The sequence below is a fragment of the Acidovorax sp. GW823-FHT01C06 genome, from assembly GCF_058798375.1.
On sequence record NZ_JBXAKN010000002.1, the window covers coordinates 406,156 to 425,795 of the forward strand.

Here is a 19,640-nt window from a genome sequence, read left to right on the forward strand (position 1 = left end):
TCCCTTCCTTCCCACCGTTCAGGAGCGCCCATGGCACGAACCCCCACCACCCGCGGCGCGGCAAAGAAGACGCTGCCCGCTGCTCCCTCCTCCACCCAGGCCGACACCTACCGCGGCAACGCGGGCGAGTTGCAGCAGCAAGCTGGCGGCAAGCACCCCGTGCTCACCACGCAGCTGGGCATTCCCGTGGCGGACAACCAGAACTCCCTGCGTTCGTCGCCGCGCGGCCCCACGCTGCTCGAGGATTTCATCCTGCGCGAGAAGATCACCCACTTCGACCACGAGCGCATTCCCGAGCGCATCGTGCACGCGCGCGGCTCGGCGGCCCACGGTTTCTTCGAGCTCACCCATTCGCTCAAGCAGTACACCACCGCCCGCGTGCTCACGGAGGTGGGCGTTCAGACACCCGTGTTCACGCGCTTTTCCACCGTGGCGGGCGGCGCCGGTTCGGTGGACACGCCGCGCGACGTGCGCGGCTTCGCCGTCAAGTTCTACACCCCCGAGGGCAACTGGGACCTGGTGGGCAACAACATCCCCGTGTTCTTCATCCAGGACGCGATGAAGTTTCCCGACCTCGTGCACGCCGTCAAGATGGAGCCCGACCGTGCGTTTCCCCAGGCGGCCAGCGCGCACGACACCTTCTGGGATTTCATCTCGCTGATGCCCGAGTCGCTGCACATGATCATGTGGGCGATGAGCGACCGCACCATCCCGCGCAGCCTGCGCATGATGGAAGGCTTCGGCGTGCACAGCTTCCGCCTGATCAACGCCGCGGGCGACAGCACCTTCGTGAAATTCCACTGGCGCCCCAAGCTGGGCATCCAGTCCACGGTGTGGGACGAGGCCGTGAAGCTGCAGGCGGCGGACAACGACTTCCACCGGCGCGACCTGTTCGAGGCCATCGAGGCGGGCGATTTCCCGGAATGGGAGCTGTCCGTGCAGCTCTTCACCGAAGAGGATGCGGAGCGCTTTCCGTTCGACCACCTGGACCCCACCAAGCTCGTTCCCGAGGAACTGGTGCCGCTGCAGCCCGTGGGCCGCATGGTGCTCAACCGCTGGCCCGACAACTTCTTCGCGGAGACCGAGCAGGTGGCCTATTGCCCCGCCAATGTGCCGCCAGGCATCGACTTCAGCAACGACCCGCTGCTGCAGGGCCGCCTGTTCTCGTACCTGGACACGCAGCTGTCGCGCCTGGGCGGGCCCAACTTCGCGCAGATTCCCATCAATGCGCCCAAGTGCCCCTTTCACAACATGCAGCGCGACGGCCACATGCAGATGCAGGTGCCCAAGGGCCGCGTGAACTATGAGCCCAGCAGCCTGCAGGCCGATACGCCGCGCGCCTCGCAGGCGCTGGGAATGCGGCATTTCGCGCAAGGGGACGACGGCGCCAAGGGGCGCATCCGCGCCGAGAGCTTCGCCGACCACTACAGCCAGGCGCGCATGTTCTTTCGCAGCCAGAGCCCGCTGGAGCAGGCGCACATGGCGTCCGCGCTGGTGTTCGAATTGTCCAAGGTGGGCACGCCGCATGTGCGCGAGGCCGTGGTGGGCCACCTGCAGCATGTGGACCCCGAGCTGGCCCGGCGCGTTGCCGACGGGCTGGGCCTGCAGGCCCAGCCCCCCGCACCGCCGGTGGCCGATCCGGTGCAGGACCTGCCGCCCTCTCCCGCGCTGCGCATCATCGACCGCATGAAGCCCACGCTGCAGGGCCGCTGCATCGGCATCCTGGTGGCCGACGGCTCCAACGGCAACACGGTGGCCAACCTGCGCAAGGCGGCGGAGAAGGCCGGCGCCACCGTCAAGATCGTGGCGCCCAAGGTGGGCGGTGCCCGGCTCAGGGACGGCACCCAGCTGCCCGCCGACGGGCAGCTGCAAGGCACGCCATCGGTGGTGTTCGACGCCGTGGCCTCGGTGCTGTCGCCCGAGATGGGCGCGCAGCTGGCCCAGGAGGCCGCCGCCGTGGACTGGTTCCGCGACGCGTTCGGGCACCTCAAGGCCATCGCGGCCTGCAAGGGCACCCAGGCCATCCTGCAGGCCGGGGGCATCGAGCCCGATGCGGGCGTGGTGGACCCGGCCGACGTGCAGGGCTTCCTGGCGGCCGCACAGACCCGCCAATGGGAGCGCGAACCCAGGGTCCGCACCCTCGCATGAACGAACACCCCCTGCGCACACCCCATTGCCAACCCAACCACCGAAGGAGAAACCATGCCCAAAGCCCACTATGACAGCCACCAGCTTGATGATCTCGTGCTCCAGATGATGGAGACCGAACTCGGCGGCGAGCAGGTGTACCGCACCGCGCTCACCTGCGCCGTGAACCCGGATCTCAAGAAGGAATGGCAGACCTATCTGGAAGAAACCCTGACCCACCAGGAGGTGGTGCGCAGCCTGTGCGACGCCCTGGGCCTGGACCCGGCCGCGCAGTCACCCAGCCGGGCGGTGGTCAAGCACATCGGCGAATCCCTGGTCAAGGCCATGCTGCTGGCGAAACAGGCGGGCGACCCCGCCGCCGCCCAGCTGGTGGCCTGCGAATGCGTGGTGCACGCCGAGACCAAGGACCACGCCAACTGGGAACTGCTGGGCAAGGTGGCCGAGGTGGCCACGGGGGACGTGGGCCAGACGCTGAAAGCGGCCCACAAGGCCGTGGAAAAGGACGAGGACCACCACCTCTACCACACCAAGGGCTGGTGCCGCGAACTGGCCATTGAGGCGCTGGGCATGCCCGCCGTGCTGCCGCCGCCCGAAGAGGTCAAGAAGGTGGAAACCGCCATCGGCGCGTCGCGCGCCGAGCAGCAGCGCGAGGCCATGCTGTAGCCGCGCAGGGCTGATGCAGTGCCGGGGCACCGGCACTGCCAGAAAAAAATCTGCCATCGTAGTTTTTTGCCGAAGAAAGGCAACGGTGGACCCCGGCAGGAACGATCCGAGGCACTCATGCGCCATGCCGCAGCCGACCACAATGCGCCCCGGTGCCGCTCCTATGCCTCATCCTACGGCACATGCGCGCGCTCCAGCATGCCCACCCGCAGCATTCCACAGTGAACACCCGGGAGCGCGCCGCCTCCGACCTTGCGGCTCACTCCATCAATGTCAATGGACTGCGTCCGAATGATGGCCCCGATGCGCCGGATTGCGCACTGCATCTGGACAAATCGGTGACGACGCGCCGATCGGTGCGCAACCTGGGACGGGCCGGTGCGAGGGAGGCCAGCGCGCAGCGCGGGCACACTGGGGCAGGCAGGCTGCCCGCTACACTTGTCCAAAGGGCTTGCCCAGGCCCTGCCCGCCTTCGCCGTAGCCCGTCCCATGACCCTGTCCCAAAGCCTTTTCATCATCGGCCTGCTCATCGCGGCCAGCGCCTTTTTTTCGATGGCCGAGATTTCGCTCGCGGCGGCGCGCCGCCTGCGTTTGCGCCAGATGGCCGATGAGGGGGACGCGCGCGCTGACCGGGTGCTGCGCATGCAGGAGCAGCCCGGCGACTACTTCACGGTGGTGCAGGTGGGCCAGAACGCCGTGGCCATCCTCGGCGGTATCGTGGGCGAGGGAGCGCTGAGCCCCCATTTCAGCGCATTGTTCGGACTGTGGTTTTCGGAGCCGACCGCGCAGACCGCCGGCTTCCTCGCGTCGTTCCTGGTCATCACCTCGCTGTTCATCCTGTTTGCCGACCTGTTTCCCAAGCGCCTGGGCATGGCCGAGCCGGAGCGCCTGGTGGTGCGGCTGGCACAGCCCATGGCCTGGTGCATGACGCTGCTGCGCCCCGTGGTGTGGTTCTACAGCCGGGGGGCCGATGCGCTGTTCCGGGTGCTGGGCATGTCGTCCCTGCGCGATGACCGCATCACCTCGGACGACATCCTGGCGATGATGGAGGCGGGCGCGCGCGCCGGGGTGCTGGCGGCCCGCGAGCAGCAGGTCATCACCAACGTGTTCGAGCTGGATACGCGCACGGTGTCCAGCGCCATGTCGCCCCGCGACCGGATCGCCTTCTTCCTGCGCGACGAGCCCGACTCCGTCATCCGCCTGCGCATCGCGGCCGAGCCGTTTTCGACCTACCCCGTCTGCGAGGGCGATATCGACCACGTGGTGGGTTACGTGGACGCGAAGGATCTCTTCCAGCGCGTGCTGAACAACCAGCCCATCTCGCTGGCGGACGACAGCCTGGTGCGCAAGGTGCTGATCGTGCCCGACCGGCTCACCCTCTCGGAGGTACTGGAGCAGTTCCGCCAGGTGCACGAGGACTTTGCCGTCATCGTCAACGAGTACAGCCTGGTGGTGGGCGTGGTGACCCTGAACGACGTGATGAGCACGGTGATGGGCGACCTGGTGGGCCCGGCGGACGAAGAGCAGATCGTGCGGCGCGACGAGAATTCATGGCTCATCGACGGTGTCACGCCGATCGAAGACGTGCTGCATGCGCTGTCGCTCGACGAATTGCCCCACGCGGAAGAATACGAGACGCTGGCCGGCTTCCTGATGGTGATGCTGCGCCGCGTACCGCGCCGCACGGACAGCGTGAGCTGGGGCGGCTACAAGTTCGAGGTGCTGGACGTGGACAGCTACCGCATCGACCAGGTGATGGTGTCCCGCCTGGGTGCGCCCCAGGCGGAAAGCCCTGCCGCGCCCCCTCCGGCGGACAGCACCGCGGCGCCTGTGAAGTAGGGATGCCTTCGCGGTCATGCCCGTCGGGCCCGGTGCGGCACGGCGCCTGCCACAGCGGCCTGCCAAAGCATGGATCAAATCGGGCTCCAACGCCCTCAGCATAAGCGCCAGCAGCTATAGGAATAGGAGCACCCGTATCCGCATCGATGGCCGCTGCGCGGATTCCACGGGTCTGTCCTCCGGCGCCGGGCTGCGTTGGCACCAAGGCCGGGCGCCGCAGGGGACCGCTTCAGGCTGCGGGCAGCTGAGGCTTCTCGCCAAACAGCCAGTTGCGCTGGGCGCCAAACACCGCATCCGGGTAGGGCGAGCGCCCACGGCTGCCGTTGTAGCGGCCCAGCGCCATGAACAGGTCACCCCGTTCCCGGTCGACGTAGTGGCGAAGGATCACGCAGCCAAAGCGCAGATTGGTCTGCAGATGGAACAGCTTGCCCGCATCGCCGTCGCCGATCACGCGCGTCCAGAACGGCATGACCTGCATGTAGCCGCGAGCGCCCACGCTGGAGACGGCAAACTTGCGGAAGGCGCTTTCGACCTGGATCAGCCCCAGGACCAGGGAGACATCGAGCCCGGCGCGCTTGGATTCGTACCAGGCGGTCTGCAGGAAGTCGCGCCGGATCTCCCACTCGGGTTTGCGGCGGCGCAGCCGGTCACTCATGGTGCCCAGCCAGCGCAGGTAGTGGATGCGGGCCTCGGTGGTGAAGAACTCGGGTTCGGGCGGGGCCTGGTTGGCAATGGCCGAGCTCAGCGCCGTGCGCACGGAGTCCATCAGAGGCTCTTCGAGCTGGCCGCCCGCATGCGCCGCTGCAGGGGCCGCCAGCCACGCCGCGGGGGCGGACAGGGCGGCCAGGCATGCACGGCGGGACAGGCCGCCGCCCTCGGGCGTCCCCCCTACCGCCAAAGCCAGCCGCGCCTCGCTCATACCGCCATGCGGCCCTTCACGTGGGCCAGGATGTCTGCCGTGGGCACCTTGGTGGCCGCCGTGTCACGGCGATGCTGGTATTCGACCACGCCCTCCTTGAGGCTCTTGTCGCCGATGGTCACGCGGTGCGGCACGCCGATCAGCTCCCAATCGGCGAACATGGCGCCAGGGCGCTCGCCACGGTCGTCCAGGATCACGTCCACGCCCGCGGCCAGCAGGTCTGCATACAGCGATTCGGCCGTGGCCTTGACGGCCTCGCTGCGGTCCATGCCGACGGGGCACACGACCACGGTGAACGGAGCGATGGCGTCGGGCCAGATGATGCCGCGCTCGTCATGGTTCTGCTCGATGGCGGCGGCGGGCAGGCGCGTGACGCCGATGCCATAGCAGCCCATCTCGAAGAAGGCCGGCTTGCCGTCGTCACCCAGGAAGGTGGCGTTCATGTCCTTGCTGTACTTGGTGCCCAGATAGAACACATGGCCCACCTCGATGCCGCGCTCGATGGCCAGTTCGCCCTTGCCGTCCGGCGAGCGGTCGCCCGCCACCACGTTGCGCAGGTCGGCCACGGCGTCGGGCTCGGGCAGGTCGCGGCCCCAGTTGACGCCGGTGATGTGGAAATCGGGCTCGTTGGCGCCGCAGATCCAGTCGGCCATGACGGCCACCTCGCGGTCCACCACGATCTTGAGGGGCTTCTTCAGGCCGATGGGGCCCAGGTAGCCGGGCTTGCAGCCAAAGTGGTCCTCGATTTCGGAGAGCGTGGCAAAGCGGAAACCCGCCATGCCCGGCACCTTGGCCACCTTGATCTCGTTCATGTCGTGATCGCCGCGCAGCAGCAGCAGCCAGACCTGGGTCTTGACGATCTCGCCCGCCTCATTGGTTTCGTCCGTGGCCAGGACCAGCGACTTCACGGTGGTCGCCAGTGGCACGCCAAGCAGCTCTGCCACGTCGGCGCAGGTGCTCTTGCCCGGCGTGGCCGTCTTGGTCAGCGCCCGCGTGGCAGCGCCGCGTGGACCAGAAGGGGCCAGCGCTTCGGCCTTTTCCATGTTGGCGGCGTAGTCGCTCGCCGGGCAGTAGACGATGGCGTCCTCGCCCGTGGCGGCGATCACCTGGAACTCTTCGGAGAGGTCGCCACCGATGGCGCCGCTGTCGGCCGCCACGGCGCGGTAGGTCAGGCCAAAGCGGTCGAAGATGCGGCGGTAGGCCTGCGCCATGACCTGGTAGCTGGCCTTGGCGGCCCCCTGGTCGCGGTCGAAGCTGTAGGCGTCCTTCATGACGAATTCACGCCCGCGCATGAGGCCAAAGCGTGGGCGGCGCTCATCGCGGAACTTGGTCTGGATCTGGTAGAAGTTCTTGGGCAGCTGCTTGTAGCTCTTGAGCTCCTGGCGCGCGATGTCAGTGATCACTTCCTCGCTGGTGGGCTGCACCACGAAATCGCGGCCATGGCGGTCCTGGATGCGCAGCAACTCGGGGCCCATCTTGTCGAAACGGCCCGTTTCCTGCCACAGCTCGGCCGGCTGCACCACGGGCATGGTCAGCTCCACGGCCCCCGCGCGGTTCATCTCCTCGCGCACGATGGCCTCGACCTTGCGGATCACCCGCAGCCCCATGGGCATGTAGTTGTAGATGCCAGCGCCCAGCTTCTTGATCAGCCCCGCCCGCGTCATGAGTTTGTGGCTGACCACTTCGGCATCCGCCGGAGCTTCCTTGAGGGTGGAAATAAAGAATTGGGAGGCTTTCATCGGAATCGATTTCGGGCAGAACGGGGCAGCCCACTTGCTGCACGCTAGGCGCCGTGCATAATGGACATAGTTTAAAAATTTGGGGTTTGATTATGCTTGACCGGGACGGCTTTCGGCCGAACGTCGGCATCATCCTGCTCAACCAGAAAAACCAGGTGTTCTGGGGCAAGCGCATACGCACCCACAGCTGGCAGTTCCCGCAAGGCGGCATTGACCGGGGTGAAACCCCCGAACAGGCCATGTTCCGTGAACTGCATGAAGAAGTGGGATTATTGCCCAACCACGTGCGCGTGGTGGCCCGCACCCGGGACTGGTTGCGCTATGAGGTGCCTGACCGGTACATCCGCCGCGATGCACGCGGACACTACAAAGGCCAGAAACAAATCTGGTATCTGCTTCAACTGGTGGGCCACGACTGGGACCTGAACCTCCGTGCCACCAACCACCCGGAATTCGACGCCTGGCGCTGGAACGACTACTGGGTTCCGCTGGACGTGGTGGTCGAATTCAAGCGCGGCGTCTATGAGATGGCCCTCACGGAACTGGCGCGCTACCTGCCCCGCCACGAGCAGCGCAACCGCTACCTGCGCAGCGGCATGCGCACGCGCGAAGGGGAGCACGCGGGCACGATGTTCCGGACCGGGTCCATGCTGATCAATCCGGGAATGGAGCTCCCTCCGGGCGCCAGCTTCGATCCCGACCCGCAGAACAGTGTGCCGGGGGAGCTGGACGGCCTGCCCACGGTCACCACGCCGCGCTAGCCCTTCAGTGGCCAGCCACCATGAAAAACGCCTGCGCAGAGCAGGCGTTTGACTGGGTGCGAGTGGCCTGGAGCTTGGCCATCAGCTGGTGGCAGCCAGCACCAGATTGTCGCGGTGCACCATCTCCGGCTCCGCAACATACCCCAGAAGCCTTTCGAACTCCGTCGAGGGCTTGCGGCACAGCATCCGCGCCTCGGCCGCCGCATAGTTGGCCAGGCCGCGGGCAATTTCAGCGCCGGAGGCGTCGCGCACGGCAATCACGTCACCACGGGAGAAGTCGCCCTCCACCGCCGTCATCCCGATGGGAAGCAGGCTCTTGCCTTCATCCCGCACCTTGGCGGCCGCCCCGGCGTCCACCACCACCGAACCCCGCAGCTGCAGGTGGTCGGCCATCCACTGCTTGCGGGCCTGCTTCTTCTGCGTCTGGGCCACGAGCAAGGTGCCCAGCGCCTCGCCCCGCACGAGGCGGACCAGTACGTCGGATTCACGCCCCCAGGCAATCACGGTGGACGCCCCCGAGCCGGCAGCCCGTTTGGCCGCCAGGATCTTGGTGATCATGCCGCCCTTGCCGATGCTGGAACCCGCGCCGCCGGCCATGGCCTCCAGTGCCGGGTCGCCCGCCTTGGCTTCGTGGACGAACTGCGCCGATGCATCACGGCGCGGATCGGCGGTGTACAGGCCCTTCTGGTCCGTGAGGATGATCAGCGCATCGGCCTCCACCAGATTGGCCACCAGGGCACCCAGCGTGTCGTTGTCGCCGAACTTGATCTCGTCGTTGACGACGGTGTCGTTCTCATTGATCACCGGCACCACGCCCAGGCGCAGCAGCGTGAGCAAGGTCGAGCGCGCGTTCAGGTAGCGCTCCCGGTCGGCCAGGTCCGCATGGGTGAGCAGCACCTGCGCGCTGCCCATGCCCTGCTCGCGCAGCTTGGTTTCGTACATCTGCGCCAGTCCCATCTGCCCGACGGCGGCAGCGGCCTGCAACTCGTGGACTTCGTGCGGCCGCGTGGTCCAGCCCAGGCGCTTCATGCCTTCGGCAATGGCACCGCTGGACACCATCACGACCTCGCGCGGTACGCCGCCGTCGCCACGCACCAGGGCCGCCAGCTGGCGGCTCCATTCACCAATGGCGGTTTCGTCGAGGCCACGCCCCTCATTGGTCACAAGACTGGAACCCACCTTCACCACGATGCGGCGGGCATCTCGCAATACGCTGGAAACCATTTTTTTAGTGTTTTTGGCCACTAGCGCCTGTCCATCAAGCGCCGATAGCTATTAAAAATATAGCACTCAAACCAGAAAGGCTTTGCGGCGGATCAGGCCGGAGCATCTCCGGCAAAGCGGGGATCCACCTCCACCGGCTCGTTCTCCACCCGCTGCTCGGACTGCACGTGGCGGAAGATGGCATGGATCAACGGCTCGCAACCTTCGCGCGTGAGGGCAGAAATCTCGAAGACGGGCCCTTTCCACTTGAAGCGCTTGACGAAGTCCTTCACCCGCGTTTCCCTCTCTTCGGTAGGCACCATGTCCAGCTTGTTCAACACCAGCCAGCGCGGCTTGTTGTACAGCTGCTGGTCGTATTTCTTGAGCTCGTTCACGATGGCCTTGGCCTGGGCCACCGGATCCACCGCATCATCGAAGGGCGCCAGATCGACAATGTGCAGCAGCAGGCGGGTGCGCTGCAGGTGGCGCAGGAACTGGTGCCCGAGGCCTGCACCTTCCGAAGCGCCTTCGATCAGCCCGGGAATATCGGCCACCACAAAGCTCTGCTCAGGGCCCACGCGCACGACACCCAGGTTGGGGTGCAGCGTGGTGAACGGGTAGTCCGCGATCTTGGGGCGGGCGTTGGACACCGCCGTGATGAAGGTCGATTTGCCCGCATTGGGCATGCCCAGAAGGCCCACGTCGGCCAGCACCTTCAGTTCCAGTTTCAGGTTCTTCTTCTCGCCGGGCCAGCCCGGCGTCTTCTGGCGGGGCGCGCGGTTGATGGCGCTCTTGAAGCGCATGTTGCCAAAACCACCATCCCCGCCCTTGGCGATGGTGATGACCTCGCCCGGGTTGAGCAGCTCGTACAGCACTTCCCCTGTTTCAGCGTCGGTGATGATGGTGCCCACGGGCATCTTGAGGGTGATGTCGGTGCCAGCGGCACCGAACATGTCCGATCCCATGCCATGCTCCCCGCGCTTGGCCTCGTGGCGCCGAGAGTAGCGAAAATCCACCAGGGTGTTCAGATTCGGATCCGCCACCGCGAACACATGCCCGCCGCGCCCACCGTCGCCCCCGTTGGGACCGCCGAACTCCTTGTACTTTTCATGCCGGAAAGACACGCAGCCATTGCCACCATCGCCTGCGGCAATGTCAATAAAGGCTTCATCGACGAACTTCATGGGATATCCAGTTTACAAAAGGGCGCGGCACCAACGGCAGGTTACCCGGCAGGTCGGAGCAGCGGAACGCCTCGGAGGCGCTGTCTGCGAATGGCTTGAACGCGCCATCGTACAGACCAAACAACAAAGCCCCGGCAAAGCGGGGCTTCGATGGCTACCGGAGGAATGAACCTCAGGCAGGAGTCACATTGACCGTGGACTTGGACAACGCACCCTTGGTGCCGAACGACACGTGGCCGTCCACCAGGGCGAACAAGGTGTGATCCTTGCCCACGCCGACATTGTTGCCGGGGTGGAAACGCGTGCCGCGTTGGCGCACGATGATCGAGCCAGCGCTGATCAGTTCACCACCGAACGCCTTGACACCCAGCATCTTTGGCTTGGAGTCGCGCCCGTTTCGCGTAGAGCCGCCGCCTTTTTTCTGTGCCATGACTAGCTCCTTCGATTAAGCAGCAATCGCACCGATTTGCAGCTCAGTGAACTGCTGGCGATGGCCTTGGCGTTTTTGATAGTGCTTGCGACGGCGCATCTTGAAGATGTGCACCTTGTCGTGCTTGCCGTGGGCCACGACAGTGGCTTTCACGGTTGCGCCGGACACCAGGGGCGTACCGATCTTGAGTTCAGCGCCGTTGCCGACTGCCAAAACCTGATCGATCACAATTTCCTGGCCTACGTCCGCAGCAATCTGTTCTACTTTAATTTTTTCGCCGGAAGCAACGCGATACTGCTTGCCGCCGGTTTTTATGACCGCGTACATGTTGACCTCTTGATATGAGTTCTGCAGACGAATTTCCGCAGAGCCCAAGAGTATAGCGCATCGATCCGAGCAGCGCCAGCCCCCGCATGCCGGCCGAGCGGCGGCCTCGCGCAACGCGCCGGGGCGCCTTCAGGGCTTCCTATAATCCGGTCTCTTTCTGCGACCACCATCTTGACTGACCACACCGCCCCCGCCGCATCGCCCCTCCTGCTCGTTGCACAAGACATGCACGAGGTCGACAAGGTCATCGGTCAGCGCCTGACTTCCAGCGTTCCCCTGGTGGCGCAGATATCCCAATACATCATTGCCGCCGGCGGCAAGCGCCTGCGGCCCGCGCTTTTGCTCATGGTGTGCGGAGCCCTGGACTACCGAGGCGCGCAGCGCCACAGTCTCGCGGCCGTCGTGGAGCTGATCCACACCGCCACCCTGCTGCACGACGATGTCGTGGATGCCTCCACCCTGCGCCGCGGCCGCCCCACTGCCAACGAAACTTTTGGCAACCCTGCCAGCGTGCTCGTCGGCGATTTCCTGCACACCCGCTCCTTCCAGATGATGGTCGAGGCGGGCAGCATGCGCATCATGGAAATACTCTCGGAAGCCACCAATGTGATCGCCGAGGGGGAAGTGCTGCAGCTCATGAACATGCACGATGCATCGCTCGACGAAGCGGGCTACCTGCGTGTCATCCGGTCCAAGACCGCCAAGCTGTTTGAAGCCAGTGCCCGCCTTGGCGCGGTGCTTGCGGGCAGCCCGCCCGATGTCGAAGAGGCCTGCGCAACCTACGGGCAGGCACTGGGAACCGCCTTCCAGATCATTGACGACGTTCTCGACTACGACGGCGACGCAGTGGAAATGGGTAAGAATCTGGGAGACGATCTTCGGGAAGGCAAGTCCACCCTGCCCCTGATCGCCGCCATGGAACGCGGAACGCAGAGCCAGGCGCAGACCGTGCGCCACGCCATTGAACAGGGCTCCACCGACCAATTGGCCGAGATCGTGCAGATTGTCCGCGACACCGGCGCACTGGACATCACCCGGGCGGCGGCCTTCGGCGAGGCCCGCCGCGCCATGGCCGCGGCCGAGCAATTACCCGCCAATGCCTATTCAGCAGGTTTGCTAGAATTGGCCGCGCAATTGCTTGCACGACGCAACTGAGATGCCCCATTGCATCCACTTTCGAGTGCAATCGCACACAACGGGGTGTAGCTTAGCCTGGTAGAGCGCTACGTTCGGGACGTAGAGGCCGGAGGTTCGAATCCTCTCACCCCGACCACAAGACCGCATTTTCAACAAAAGCGCCGGTTCTGTGGTGCTGTTGCCAATATCGACGGCTGTACAGCTTGTGGCTGATCGGTGATGATAGGATGGATTCTTTTCCACACCTAACACATTACCGGTTACATGGCCGCTGTTGATACTGCCCCCAAAGAAGCCTCTGCAGTGGCCCTTCCCGGATTGGGCAGGGCGTTGATGTCCGCCGGCAAGTTGACCCAAAAGTCGGCAGAGGACATTTACAAAAAATCACAAATCAGCCGCACCAGTTTTATTGCGGAATTGACGGGATCTGGTGCCGTGTCGGCTGCCGATTTGGCGCACACCGTTTCAGCCGTGTTTGGTGCGCCCTTGCTGGATCTGGAAGCAATTGATCCGCTTCGACTGCCCAAAGAGCTTCTCGATCCCAAAATATGTCAGGCGTATCGGGTCGTTGTCCTCAGCAAACGCAATAATCGTCTGATCGTCGCGACCGCCGATCCCACTGACCAGGAAGCTGCCGAGAAAATCAAATTCACGACCCAGATGGGGGTGGATTGGATTATCGCTGAATATGACAAGCTCAGCCGACTGGTAGAATCCACCACAAAATCAACCAGTGAGTCGATGGACACCCTGGTGAGCGGTGGAGGCGACTTTGATTTCGACGATGTAGCCGTAGAAGAAGCACCCGACAACAACGACGCCGGTGCCGGCGATGTGGAAGATGCGCCCATCGTCAAGTTCCTGCACAAGATGCTGCTCGACGCATTCAATATGCGGGCCTCGGACCTGCATTTTGAACCCTACGAACACCAGTACCGGGTGAGATTCCGGATCGATGGAGAACTCCGGGAAATCGCGTCCCCGCCCATCGCGATCAAGGACAAGCTCGCATCCCGCATCAAGGTGATCTCCCGCCTGGATATTTCAGAAAAGAGAGTCCCGCAAGACGGACGCATGAAATTGAAAGTGGGCCCGGACAGGGTGATCGACTTCCGTGTGAGCACCCTCCCCACCCTGTTTGGGGAAAAAATCGTTATTCGTATCCTGGACCCGAGCAGCGCCAAGCTTGGGATTGATGCGCTGGGCTACGAACCCCAGGAAAAAGAGCGGCTGCTGGAGGCCATAGGGCGCCCCTATGGAATGATTCTGGTCACGGGCCCGACGGGTTCCGGCAAGACCGTGTCGCTATATACCTGCCTGAACCTGCTAAACAAGCCGGGCGTGAACATTGCCACCGCGGAAGACCCGTCGGAAATCAACCTGCCCGGGGTCAATCAGGTCAACGTCAATGAAAAAGCGGGGTTGACTTTTGCCGTGGCCCTGAAATCCTTTCTGCGGCAGGATCCCGACATCATCATGGTCGGTGAAATTCGCGATCTGGAGACCGCAGATATTTCTATCAAGGCAGCGCAGACGGGTCACCTGGTTTTGTCGACCCTGCACACCAACGATGCCCCCACGACCCTGACCCGGATGCGCAATATGGGGATTGCCCCATTCAATATCGCGTCCAGCGTGATTCTTATTACCGCGCAACGCCTTGCGCGCAGACTGTGCCCCGTGTGCAAGGTGCCGGCTGATATACCGCACGAATCCCTTCTCGAAGCGGGTTACAAGGATGAGGACATCGACGGAAGCTGGGTGACCTACCGTCCTGTAGGCTGCTCGGCCTGCAACAATGGCTACAAGGGCCGGGTCGGCATATATCAGGTGATGCCAATCTCGGAAGACATCCAGCGCATCATATTGCGAGATGGAAGCGCGCTTGAGATCGCCGAGCAGGCACGAGCGGAAGGTGTTCGCTCACTGCGCGAATCCGGCCTGCACAAAGCAAGATTAGGTTTCACTTCGCTGGAAGAAGTGCTTGCCGTCACCAACGAATAACGAGTTAGAGGGACCAGCATGGCAACTGCTGCATCATCACGGGATATCAAGGAATTTGTTTTCGAGTGGGAAGGCAAGGACCGGCACGGGAAAATCGTGCGCGGCGAGGTGCGCGCTTCCGGGGAAAACCAAGTGCAAGCCACCCTGCGCCGCCAGGGTGTTTTCCCGACAAAGATCAAGAAAAGGCGCATGCGGTCGGGCAAGAAGATTAAGCCCAAGGACATTGCTCTGTTCACTCGGCAGCTTGCGACCATGATGAAAGCTGGGGTACCTCTCCTCCAATCATTTGACATTGTGGGGCGAGGCAATACAAATGCAAGCGTTACCAAACTGCTCAATGACATCCGCTCTGATGTGGAAACAGGCACATCGCTGAATGCTGCATTCCGCAAGCATCCGATGTATTTTGACAGCCTCTATTGTAATTTGGTGGAGGCGGGCGAGGCAGCGGGTATTCTGGAAGCACTGCTTGATCGACTGGCTACCTACATGGAAAAAACGGAGGCTATAAAATCAAAAATCAAATCGGCCTTGATGTATCCCATTTCTGTGGTTATTGTGGCGTTTGTGGTTGTTGCTGTGATCATGATTTTCGTAATCCCGGCATTCAAAGAGGTTTTTAGCTCATTTGGCGCTGACCTTCCCGCACCCACTTTGTTTGTCATGGCAATCAGTGAGATCTTTGTAAAGTGGTGGTGGTTAATTTTCGGTGGTATTGGGGGAAGCATCTTCTTCTTCATGCAAGCATGGCGAAGAAATGAAAAAGTGCAAATGTTCATGGATCGGCTCTTGTTGAGAATTCCGATTTTTGGTGCGCTCGTAGAAAAGTCCTGCGTTGCACGCTGGACCCGGACACTATCAACAATGTTTGCGGCTGGCGTGCCTCTGGTCGAAGCTCTCGACTCGGTGGGTGGCGCCGCTGGCAATTCCGTATATTCGATGGCGACCGACAAAATCCAACAGGAAGTCTCCACCGGCACGAGCCTTACCGCAGCCATGGGTAATGCCAACATTTTCCCTTCCATGGTGCTTCAGATGTGTGCCATTGGTGAGGAATCCGGCTCTATCGACCATATGCTGGGCAAGGCTGCCGATTTTTACGAGGCAGAAGTGGATGAAATGGTGGCAGGTCTGTCGAGCCTCATGGAACCCATCATCATCGTATTCCTGGGAACGCTGATTGGCGGGATCGTGGTCTCGATGTACCTCCCCATCTTCAAGCTTGGCCAAGTCGTGTGATGGAGATGGAGACTTGGTGGAATGCGAGTTGGGGTGCGGTATTGGGGCTTCTGATCGGCAGTTTTCTCAATGTGGTCATTTACCGGCTGCCCAAGATGATGGAGCGCCGGTGGACTGAAGAGGTGCAGGCGATGCAGGCGCCGGCCGCACAAGCTGATACCAGCCCGGCGCATCCCGAGCCAGAGCGGTTCAATCTCATGGTCCCCCGCTCTCGCTGCCCGTCTTGCGGGCACTTGGTGCAGTGGTACGAGAACATTCCTGTCGTCAGCTATCTTTTTCTGCGGGGCCGCTGCTCGGCCTGCAAGGCGCGGATCTCGCTCCGATACCCTCTGATCGAGATAGCGACCGGTGCCCTGTTCTTCTTTTGCATCCAGCGCTGGGGTGTCACGGCCACGGGGATTGCATGGTGTGGTTTCTCGGCGGCCCTGGTGGCACTGGCATTCATCGACTGGGACACCACCCTTCTGCCCGACGACATCACCCTGCCGCTGCTGTGGGCCGGCCTTTTGTCGTCTGCCCTGCAGTGGATCGCAGTACCGCTGCACGCCTCGGTGTTCGGCGCCGTGGCGGGCTATCTTTCGCTTTGGCTGGTCTACTGGGGGTTCAAGCTCGCCACCGGCAAGGAAGGCATGGGGTATGGGGATTTCAAGCTGTTTGCCGCGCTGGGGGCCTGGTTCGGCTGGCAGGCCCTCATACCCATCATTCTGATGTCCTCGGTCATCGGTGCCGTCATCGGCATCGCGATGAAAATCTTCAGCAGCCTGCGTGAAGGCGGCTACATCCCCTTCGGCCCCTTTCTTGTCGGGGCGGGATTCACGGCGATGGTGTTCGGGCCCCAAGCCATTCTGGACACGGTGCTGAAACTCCTGGGCCTTTGAACGATGAATCCACGCAAGCATCCCTTGCGTCTGGGCCTGACCGGTGGCATTGGCAGCGGCAAGAGCACGGTGGGCCATGTGCTGGCCTCCCTGGGCGCCAGCCTGATCGACGCGGACCAGATCGCCCGCGAGGTCACAGGCCCGCACGGAGCGGCCATGGAGGCCATCCGCGCGACTTTCGGCAGCGACTTCGTAGATACCACCGGGGCGCTGGACCGGGGCCGCATGCGTGCACTGGCCTTCAGCCGGCCGGAGGCACGGGCCCAGCTCGAAGGGATCGTGCACCCGCTCGTCACCCTTCACGGCAATTTGAAGGCCGAGCAGGCGGCGCACGAGGGCCATGCGCTGATCGTGTTCGATATTCCTCTGCTGGCGGAATCCGGTCGTTGGGCCCGCAGGCTGGACGCGGTGCTGGTGGTCGATTGCTCAGCTGAAACGCAGATCGAACGCGTCATGCAGCGCAACGGCCTGACGCGGGAGGTGGTGCTGGGCATCATTGCGTCGCAAGCCAGCCGCCCGGCCCGGCGGGCCGTCGCAGATGCCGTGATTGCCAACGACAGGGATTGCACGCTGGAGAACCTGCACGCGCAAACCCGGCAGGCAGCGGCGCTGTTCGGGCTATGATGCGAACGAAACCGTTTGTGCTTTCACTCCATGCCGTGCGCCACCGGCGTCAGAATACCCCCTGAGCCCCCAGGAACCCGCCAGCGTGATCCTTTACGAATATCCCTTTAACGAGCGTCTCAGAACCTATCTGCGGCTTGAGCAGTTGTTTCGCCGGTTGGGGGAATTGATACCCCGCTCCCACGCGCTCGATCATCACTTCGCGCTGGTCACGATCTTCGAGATCATGGACGTCGCAGCGCGGGCCGACCTGAAGTCGGACGTGCTCAAGGACATCGAGAAGCACAAGCACCAGCTCGACAGCTACCGGGGCAACCCCTCGATCTCCGAAGCGGCGCTGGATGCGATCATCGCCCAGCTGGACCGTTGTTTCACCGCGCTCAATACCCAGTCCGGCAAGTCGGGCCACTCGCTCACGGAAAACGACTGGCTGATGAGCATCCGCAGCCGGGTCGGCATTCCAGGGGGTACCTGCGGCTTTGACCTGCCCGCGTATTACGCGTGGCAGCACCATGCGCCCGCCGTGCGGCAGCAGGCGCTCGAGGAATGGGCGTCCACACTGGCCCCCCTCGCTGAATCCATCTACGTGCTGCTAAAGCTGCTGCGCGATTCCGGCGTGCCCCAGAAGGTGGCTGCCGAGCGAGGCCAGTTCCAGCAGAATCTGCCGCAGGGGCGCACATTCCAGTTGCTGCGCCTGCGCATCGATCCTGCCCTGGACCTGATTCCCGAAATCAGCGGCAACCGCCTCATCGTCTCGGTGCGGCTCATGCGGCTGGAGGGCGATGGACGCCTGCACGCCTGCAGCGAGGACGCTGCGTTTGAACTGACCCTGTGCGCCTGAGGCTCGGCGCTGGGTCGTGATTTGAGGACGACGACGAGACATGGCCGCTCCCCGCCCCGATGCGGCAACCGCCGCCCGCACCGTGACCTGCCCCACCTGCGGTGGAGACAGCGTCTACAGCCCTGCCAATGCCTACCGCCCGTTCTGCAGCGAGCGCTGCAAGCAGGTCGACCTCGGTGCCTGGGCAAGCGAGGATTTCCGGATGCCCGCAGAGGCCCCGCCCACCGATGCGCAGTACGGCGATCCACGCCTGCAACACTGACCCCGGCTGGCAGGCCAGCCCGCATCTTCAGGGAAATCGCCGCCCAGCGCCCGATCTGCAAGCGCAAATAGCTATTAATTCAATAGCGGTCTACGGAGGTGGTGGCGAAAACTCCACGCCCCGCTCCTGCGCAAGCCACTGCAGCACCGGGTAGGCACCTGGCAAGACAGGCGATACCGTCAGCGGAATCTGCTGCCATTGCATGGCCTGCCCTTCACGCATCTCGAACTGTCCCGACCACTCCCACACCTTGCACCAGTGCAGGCGCACCAGGGCATGCGGGTAGTCGTGCTCGGTGACTTTCCATACGCTGGCCGCCCCAATGGTCACGCCCAGCTCCTCGATCAATTCGCGGCGCAGTGCCTGCTCCACGGTTTCGCCCGCCTCCAGCTTGCCGCCCGGGAACTCCCAGTACCCGGCATAGGGCTTGCCCGGCGGGCGGGTGGACAACAGCATGGCGCCATCGGCGCGCAGCAGGATGCCCACTGCGACCTCCGTGTGCTTTCGGCTGGCTTGCGGGGCGGGAGCCAGGGGCGTGGTTGCGGAATCAACCACTGTGCCGTCCCGCATAGTCGCGCGCGAACTGGTAGGCCACGCGGCCGCTGCGCGAGCCGCGCTCCAGCGCCCAGACGAGTGCCTCGGGCCGCGCGGCCGTGATCGCGGCCCCGGACACCCCCAGGGAGGACAGCCATTGGGCCACGATGGTCAGGTACTCCTCCTGGCTGAAGGGGTAGAAGCTCACCCACAGGCCGAACCGCTCCGACAGCGAAATCTTCTCTTCCACCACTTCGCCGGGGTGCACTTCGCCATCCTCGGTGTGGGTGTAGGTGAGGTTTTCCGCCATGTACTCAGGCAGCAGGTGGCGCCGGTTGCTCGTCGCGTAGATCAGCACATTCGGTGTGGCCGCCGCCACCGAACCGTCGAGGATCGACTTCAGGGCCTTGTAGCCCGGCTCGCCCTCCTCAAAGCTCAGGTCGTCGCAGAACACGACGAATTTCTCTGGCCGATCGGACACCACGTCCACGATGTCGGGCAGGTCGACAAGGTCGGCCTTGTCCACTTCGATCAGGCGCAGGCCCCGCCCCGCATAGGCATTGAGGCAGGCCTTGATGAGCGAGGACTTGCCGGTGCCGCGGGCGCCGGTCAGCAGCACGTTGTTGGCGGGCTTGCCCTGCACGAACTGCTCCGTGTTGCGCGCGATCTTCTCCTTCTGCCCGTCGATTTCCTTGAGGTCCGACAGCTGCATGCCGGCGACATGGCGCACGGGTTCCAGGGTGCCGTGGCCACTGCTGCGCTTGCGGTAGCGCCAGGCGATCGAGCCCGACCAGTCGGGCGCGCCCAGCGGCTGGGGCAGCACGGATTCAATGCGGGCGATCAGTTGCTCGGCCCGCTCGATCAGGTGTTCAAATTTTTCGTTCATTTTCGCCTTCAGCGCTTGTGGA

Annotated in this window: 19 protein-coding genes and 1 tRNA gene; 12 read left to right on the top strand and 8 right to left on the bottom strand. The window is 63.6% G+C overall.

Translation table 11 applies throughout. The features are described 5' to 3' along the window. Nucleotides 1–30: 30 nt before the first annotated feature. The 3 genes from AC1RCS_RS07405 (at nt 31) to paeA (ending at nt 4,650) form a co-directional block, all read left to right on the top strand. Nucleotides 31–2,148 (top strand): catalase, encoded by a 2,118-nt coding sequence (locus AC1RCS_RS07405; protein ID WP_492244172.1) that lies wholly within the window; start codon nt 31–33, stop codon nt 2,146–2,148. Nucleotides 2,149–2,202: 54 nt separating this feature from the next. Then, complete coding sequence (locus tag AC1RCS_RS07410) at nt 2,203–2,811, top strand: hypothetical protein (protein WP_492244173.1); 609 nt, start codon at nt 2,203–2,205, stop codon at nt 2,809–2,811. 489 nt (nt 2,812–3,300) lie between these two features. Further along, entirely contained in the window at nt 3,301–4,650 is a 1,350-nt protein-coding gene (paeA, locus tag AC1RCS_RS07415) for a polyamine export protein PaeA (protein WP_369641667.1), read from the top strand. A gap of 229 nt (nt 4,651–4,879) precedes the next feature. On the opposite strand, the gene AC1RCS_RS07420 is transcribed toward paeA, so the two are convergent. Together AC1RCS_RS07420 and AC1RCS_RS07425 are read right to left on the bottom strand one after the other, a co-directional pair. Beyond that, the gene (locus tag AC1RCS_RS07420; protein WP_492244174.1) at nt 4,880–5,569 is read right to left on the bottom strand and encodes a lytic transglycosylase domain-containing protein; all 690 of its coding nucleotides are present in this window, start codon (nt 5,567–5,569) and stop codon (nt 4,880–4,882) included. Then, on the bottom strand, nt 5,566–7,308 hold the full coding sequence (locus AC1RCS_RS07425; protein ID WP_218340316.1) for a proline--tRNA ligase: 1,743 nt from the start codon (nt 7,306–7,308) through the stop codon (nt 5,566–5,568). The genes AC1RCS_RS07420 and AC1RCS_RS07425 overlap by 4 nt, the downstream gene beginning before the upstream one ends. A gap of 92 nt (nt 7,309–7,400) precedes the next feature. Between AC1RCS_RS07425 and AC1RCS_RS07430 the strand changes: the two genes are divergently transcribed. After that, nucleotides 7,401–8,069 carry an RNA pyrophosphohydrolase gene (locus tag AC1RCS_RS07430; protein ID WP_218293477.1) on the top strand — a complete coding sequence of 223 codons (669 nt, stop codon included), beginning with the start codon at nt 7,401–7,403 and terminating at the stop codon, nt 8,067–8,069. An 81-nt stretch (nt 8,070–8,150) separates the two neighbouring features. Here AC1RCS_RS07430 and proB read toward each other — a convergent pair whose 3' ends face one another. From proB to rplU, 4 genes are all read right to left on the bottom strand, one after another. Continuing rightward, nucleotides 8,151–9,293, bottom strand: coding sequence for a glutamate 5-kinase (gene proB / locus AC1RCS_RS07435; RefSeq protein WP_218293476.1), 1,143 nt, complete (start codon nt 9,291–9,293; stop codon nt 8,151–8,153). A gap of 92 nt (nt 9,294–9,385) precedes the next feature. Next, complete coding sequence (gene cgtA / locus AC1RCS_RS07440) at nt 9,386–10,456, bottom strand: Obg family GTPase CgtA (RefSeq protein WP_218293475.1); 1,071 nt, start codon at nt 10,454–10,456, stop codon at nt 9,386–9,388. A gap of 172 nt (nt 10,457–10,628) precedes the next feature. Continuing rightward, nucleotides 10,629–10,886: a 50S ribosomal protein L27 gene (rpmA, locus tag AC1RCS_RS07445; RefSeq protein ID WP_008905145.1), complete on the bottom strand. Its 258-nt coding sequence runs from the start codon at nt 10,884–10,886 to the stop codon at nt 10,629–10,631. Between the two features lie 15 nt (nt 10,887–10,901). Further along, a complete protein-coding gene (gene rplU / locus AC1RCS_RS07450; protein WP_010462012.1) occupies nt 10,902–11,213 on the bottom strand; it encodes a 50S ribosomal protein L21 in 312 nt (103 codons plus the stop codon). A gap of 225 nt (nt 11,214–11,438) precedes the next feature. On the opposite strand from rplU, the gene AC1RCS_RS07455 reads away from it, so the two are divergent. The 8 genes from AC1RCS_RS07455 to AC1RCS_RS07490 all read left to right on the top strand — a co-directional run bounded on the left by AC1RCS_RS07455 (nt 11,439) and on the right by AC1RCS_RS07490 (nt 18,198). Continuing rightward, entirely contained in the window at nt 11,439–12,368 is a 930-nt protein-coding gene (locus tag AC1RCS_RS07455) for a polyprenyl synthetase family protein (protein ID WP_218294407.1), read from the top strand. Nucleotides 12,369–12,409: 41 nt separating this feature from the next. Continuing rightward, nucleotides 12,410–12,486 (top strand) — tRNA-Pro (locus AC1RCS_RS07460). A 128-nt stretch (nt 12,487–12,614) separates the two neighbouring features. Continuing rightward, on the top strand, nt 12,615–14,354 hold the full coding sequence (gene pilB / locus AC1RCS_RS07465; RefSeq protein ID WP_218293474.1) for a type IV-A pilus assembly ATPase PilB: 1,740 nt from the start codon (nt 12,615–12,617) through the stop codon (nt 14,352–14,354). Between the two features lie 18 nt (nt 14,355–14,372). Further along, nucleotides 14,373–15,593, top strand: coding sequence for a type II secretion system F family protein (locus AC1RCS_RS07470; protein WP_492244175.1), 1,221 nt, complete (start codon nt 14,373–14,375; stop codon nt 15,591–15,593). Then, complete coding sequence (locus tag AC1RCS_RS07475) at nt 15,593–16,471, top strand: prepilin peptidase (RefSeq protein ID WP_492244176.1); 879 nt, start codon at nt 15,593–15,595, stop codon at nt 16,469–16,471. Before AC1RCS_RS07470 ends, AC1RCS_RS07475 begins: the two co-directional genes overlap by 1 nt. A 3-nt stretch (nt 16,472–16,474) precedes the next feature. Beyond that, nucleotides 16,475–17,095, top strand: coding sequence for a dephospho-CoA kinase (gene coaE, locus AC1RCS_RS07480; RefSeq protein ID WP_492244177.1), 621 nt, complete (start codon nt 16,475–16,477; stop codon nt 17,093–17,095). A gap of 85 nt (nt 17,096–17,180) precedes the next feature. After that, complete coding sequence (zapD, locus tag AC1RCS_RS07485; protein ID WP_218340321.1) at nt 17,181–17,936, top strand: cell division protein ZapD; 756 nt, start codon at nt 17,181–17,183, stop codon at nt 17,934–17,936. A 40-nt stretch (nt 17,937–17,976) separates the two neighbouring features. Then, nucleotides 17,977–18,198, top strand: a complete 222-nt coding sequence (locus AC1RCS_RS07490; protein WP_492244178.1) for a DNA gyrase inhibitor YacG — start codon at nt 17,977–17,979, stop codon at nt 18,196–18,198. A 90-nt stretch (nt 18,199–18,288) separates the two neighbouring features. Here the strand turns inward: AC1RCS_RS07490 and AC1RCS_RS07495 are convergent, their stop codons facing one another. Both AC1RCS_RS07495 and AC1RCS_RS07500 read right to left on the bottom strand, forming a co-directional pair. After that, nucleotides 18,289–18,768 (bottom strand): NUDIX domain-containing protein, encoded by a 480-nt coding sequence (locus AC1RCS_RS07495; protein ID WP_255594495.1) that lies wholly within the window; start codon nt 18,766–18,768, stop codon nt 18,289–18,291. After that, entirely contained in the window at nt 18,746–19,618 is an 873-nt protein-coding gene (locus tag AC1RCS_RS07500; RefSeq protein ID WP_492244179.1) for an ATP-binding protein, read from the bottom strand. The genes AC1RCS_RS07495 and AC1RCS_RS07500 overlap by 23 nt, the downstream gene beginning before the upstream one ends. Between the last annotated feature and the right edge of the window lie 22 nt (nt 19,619–19,640).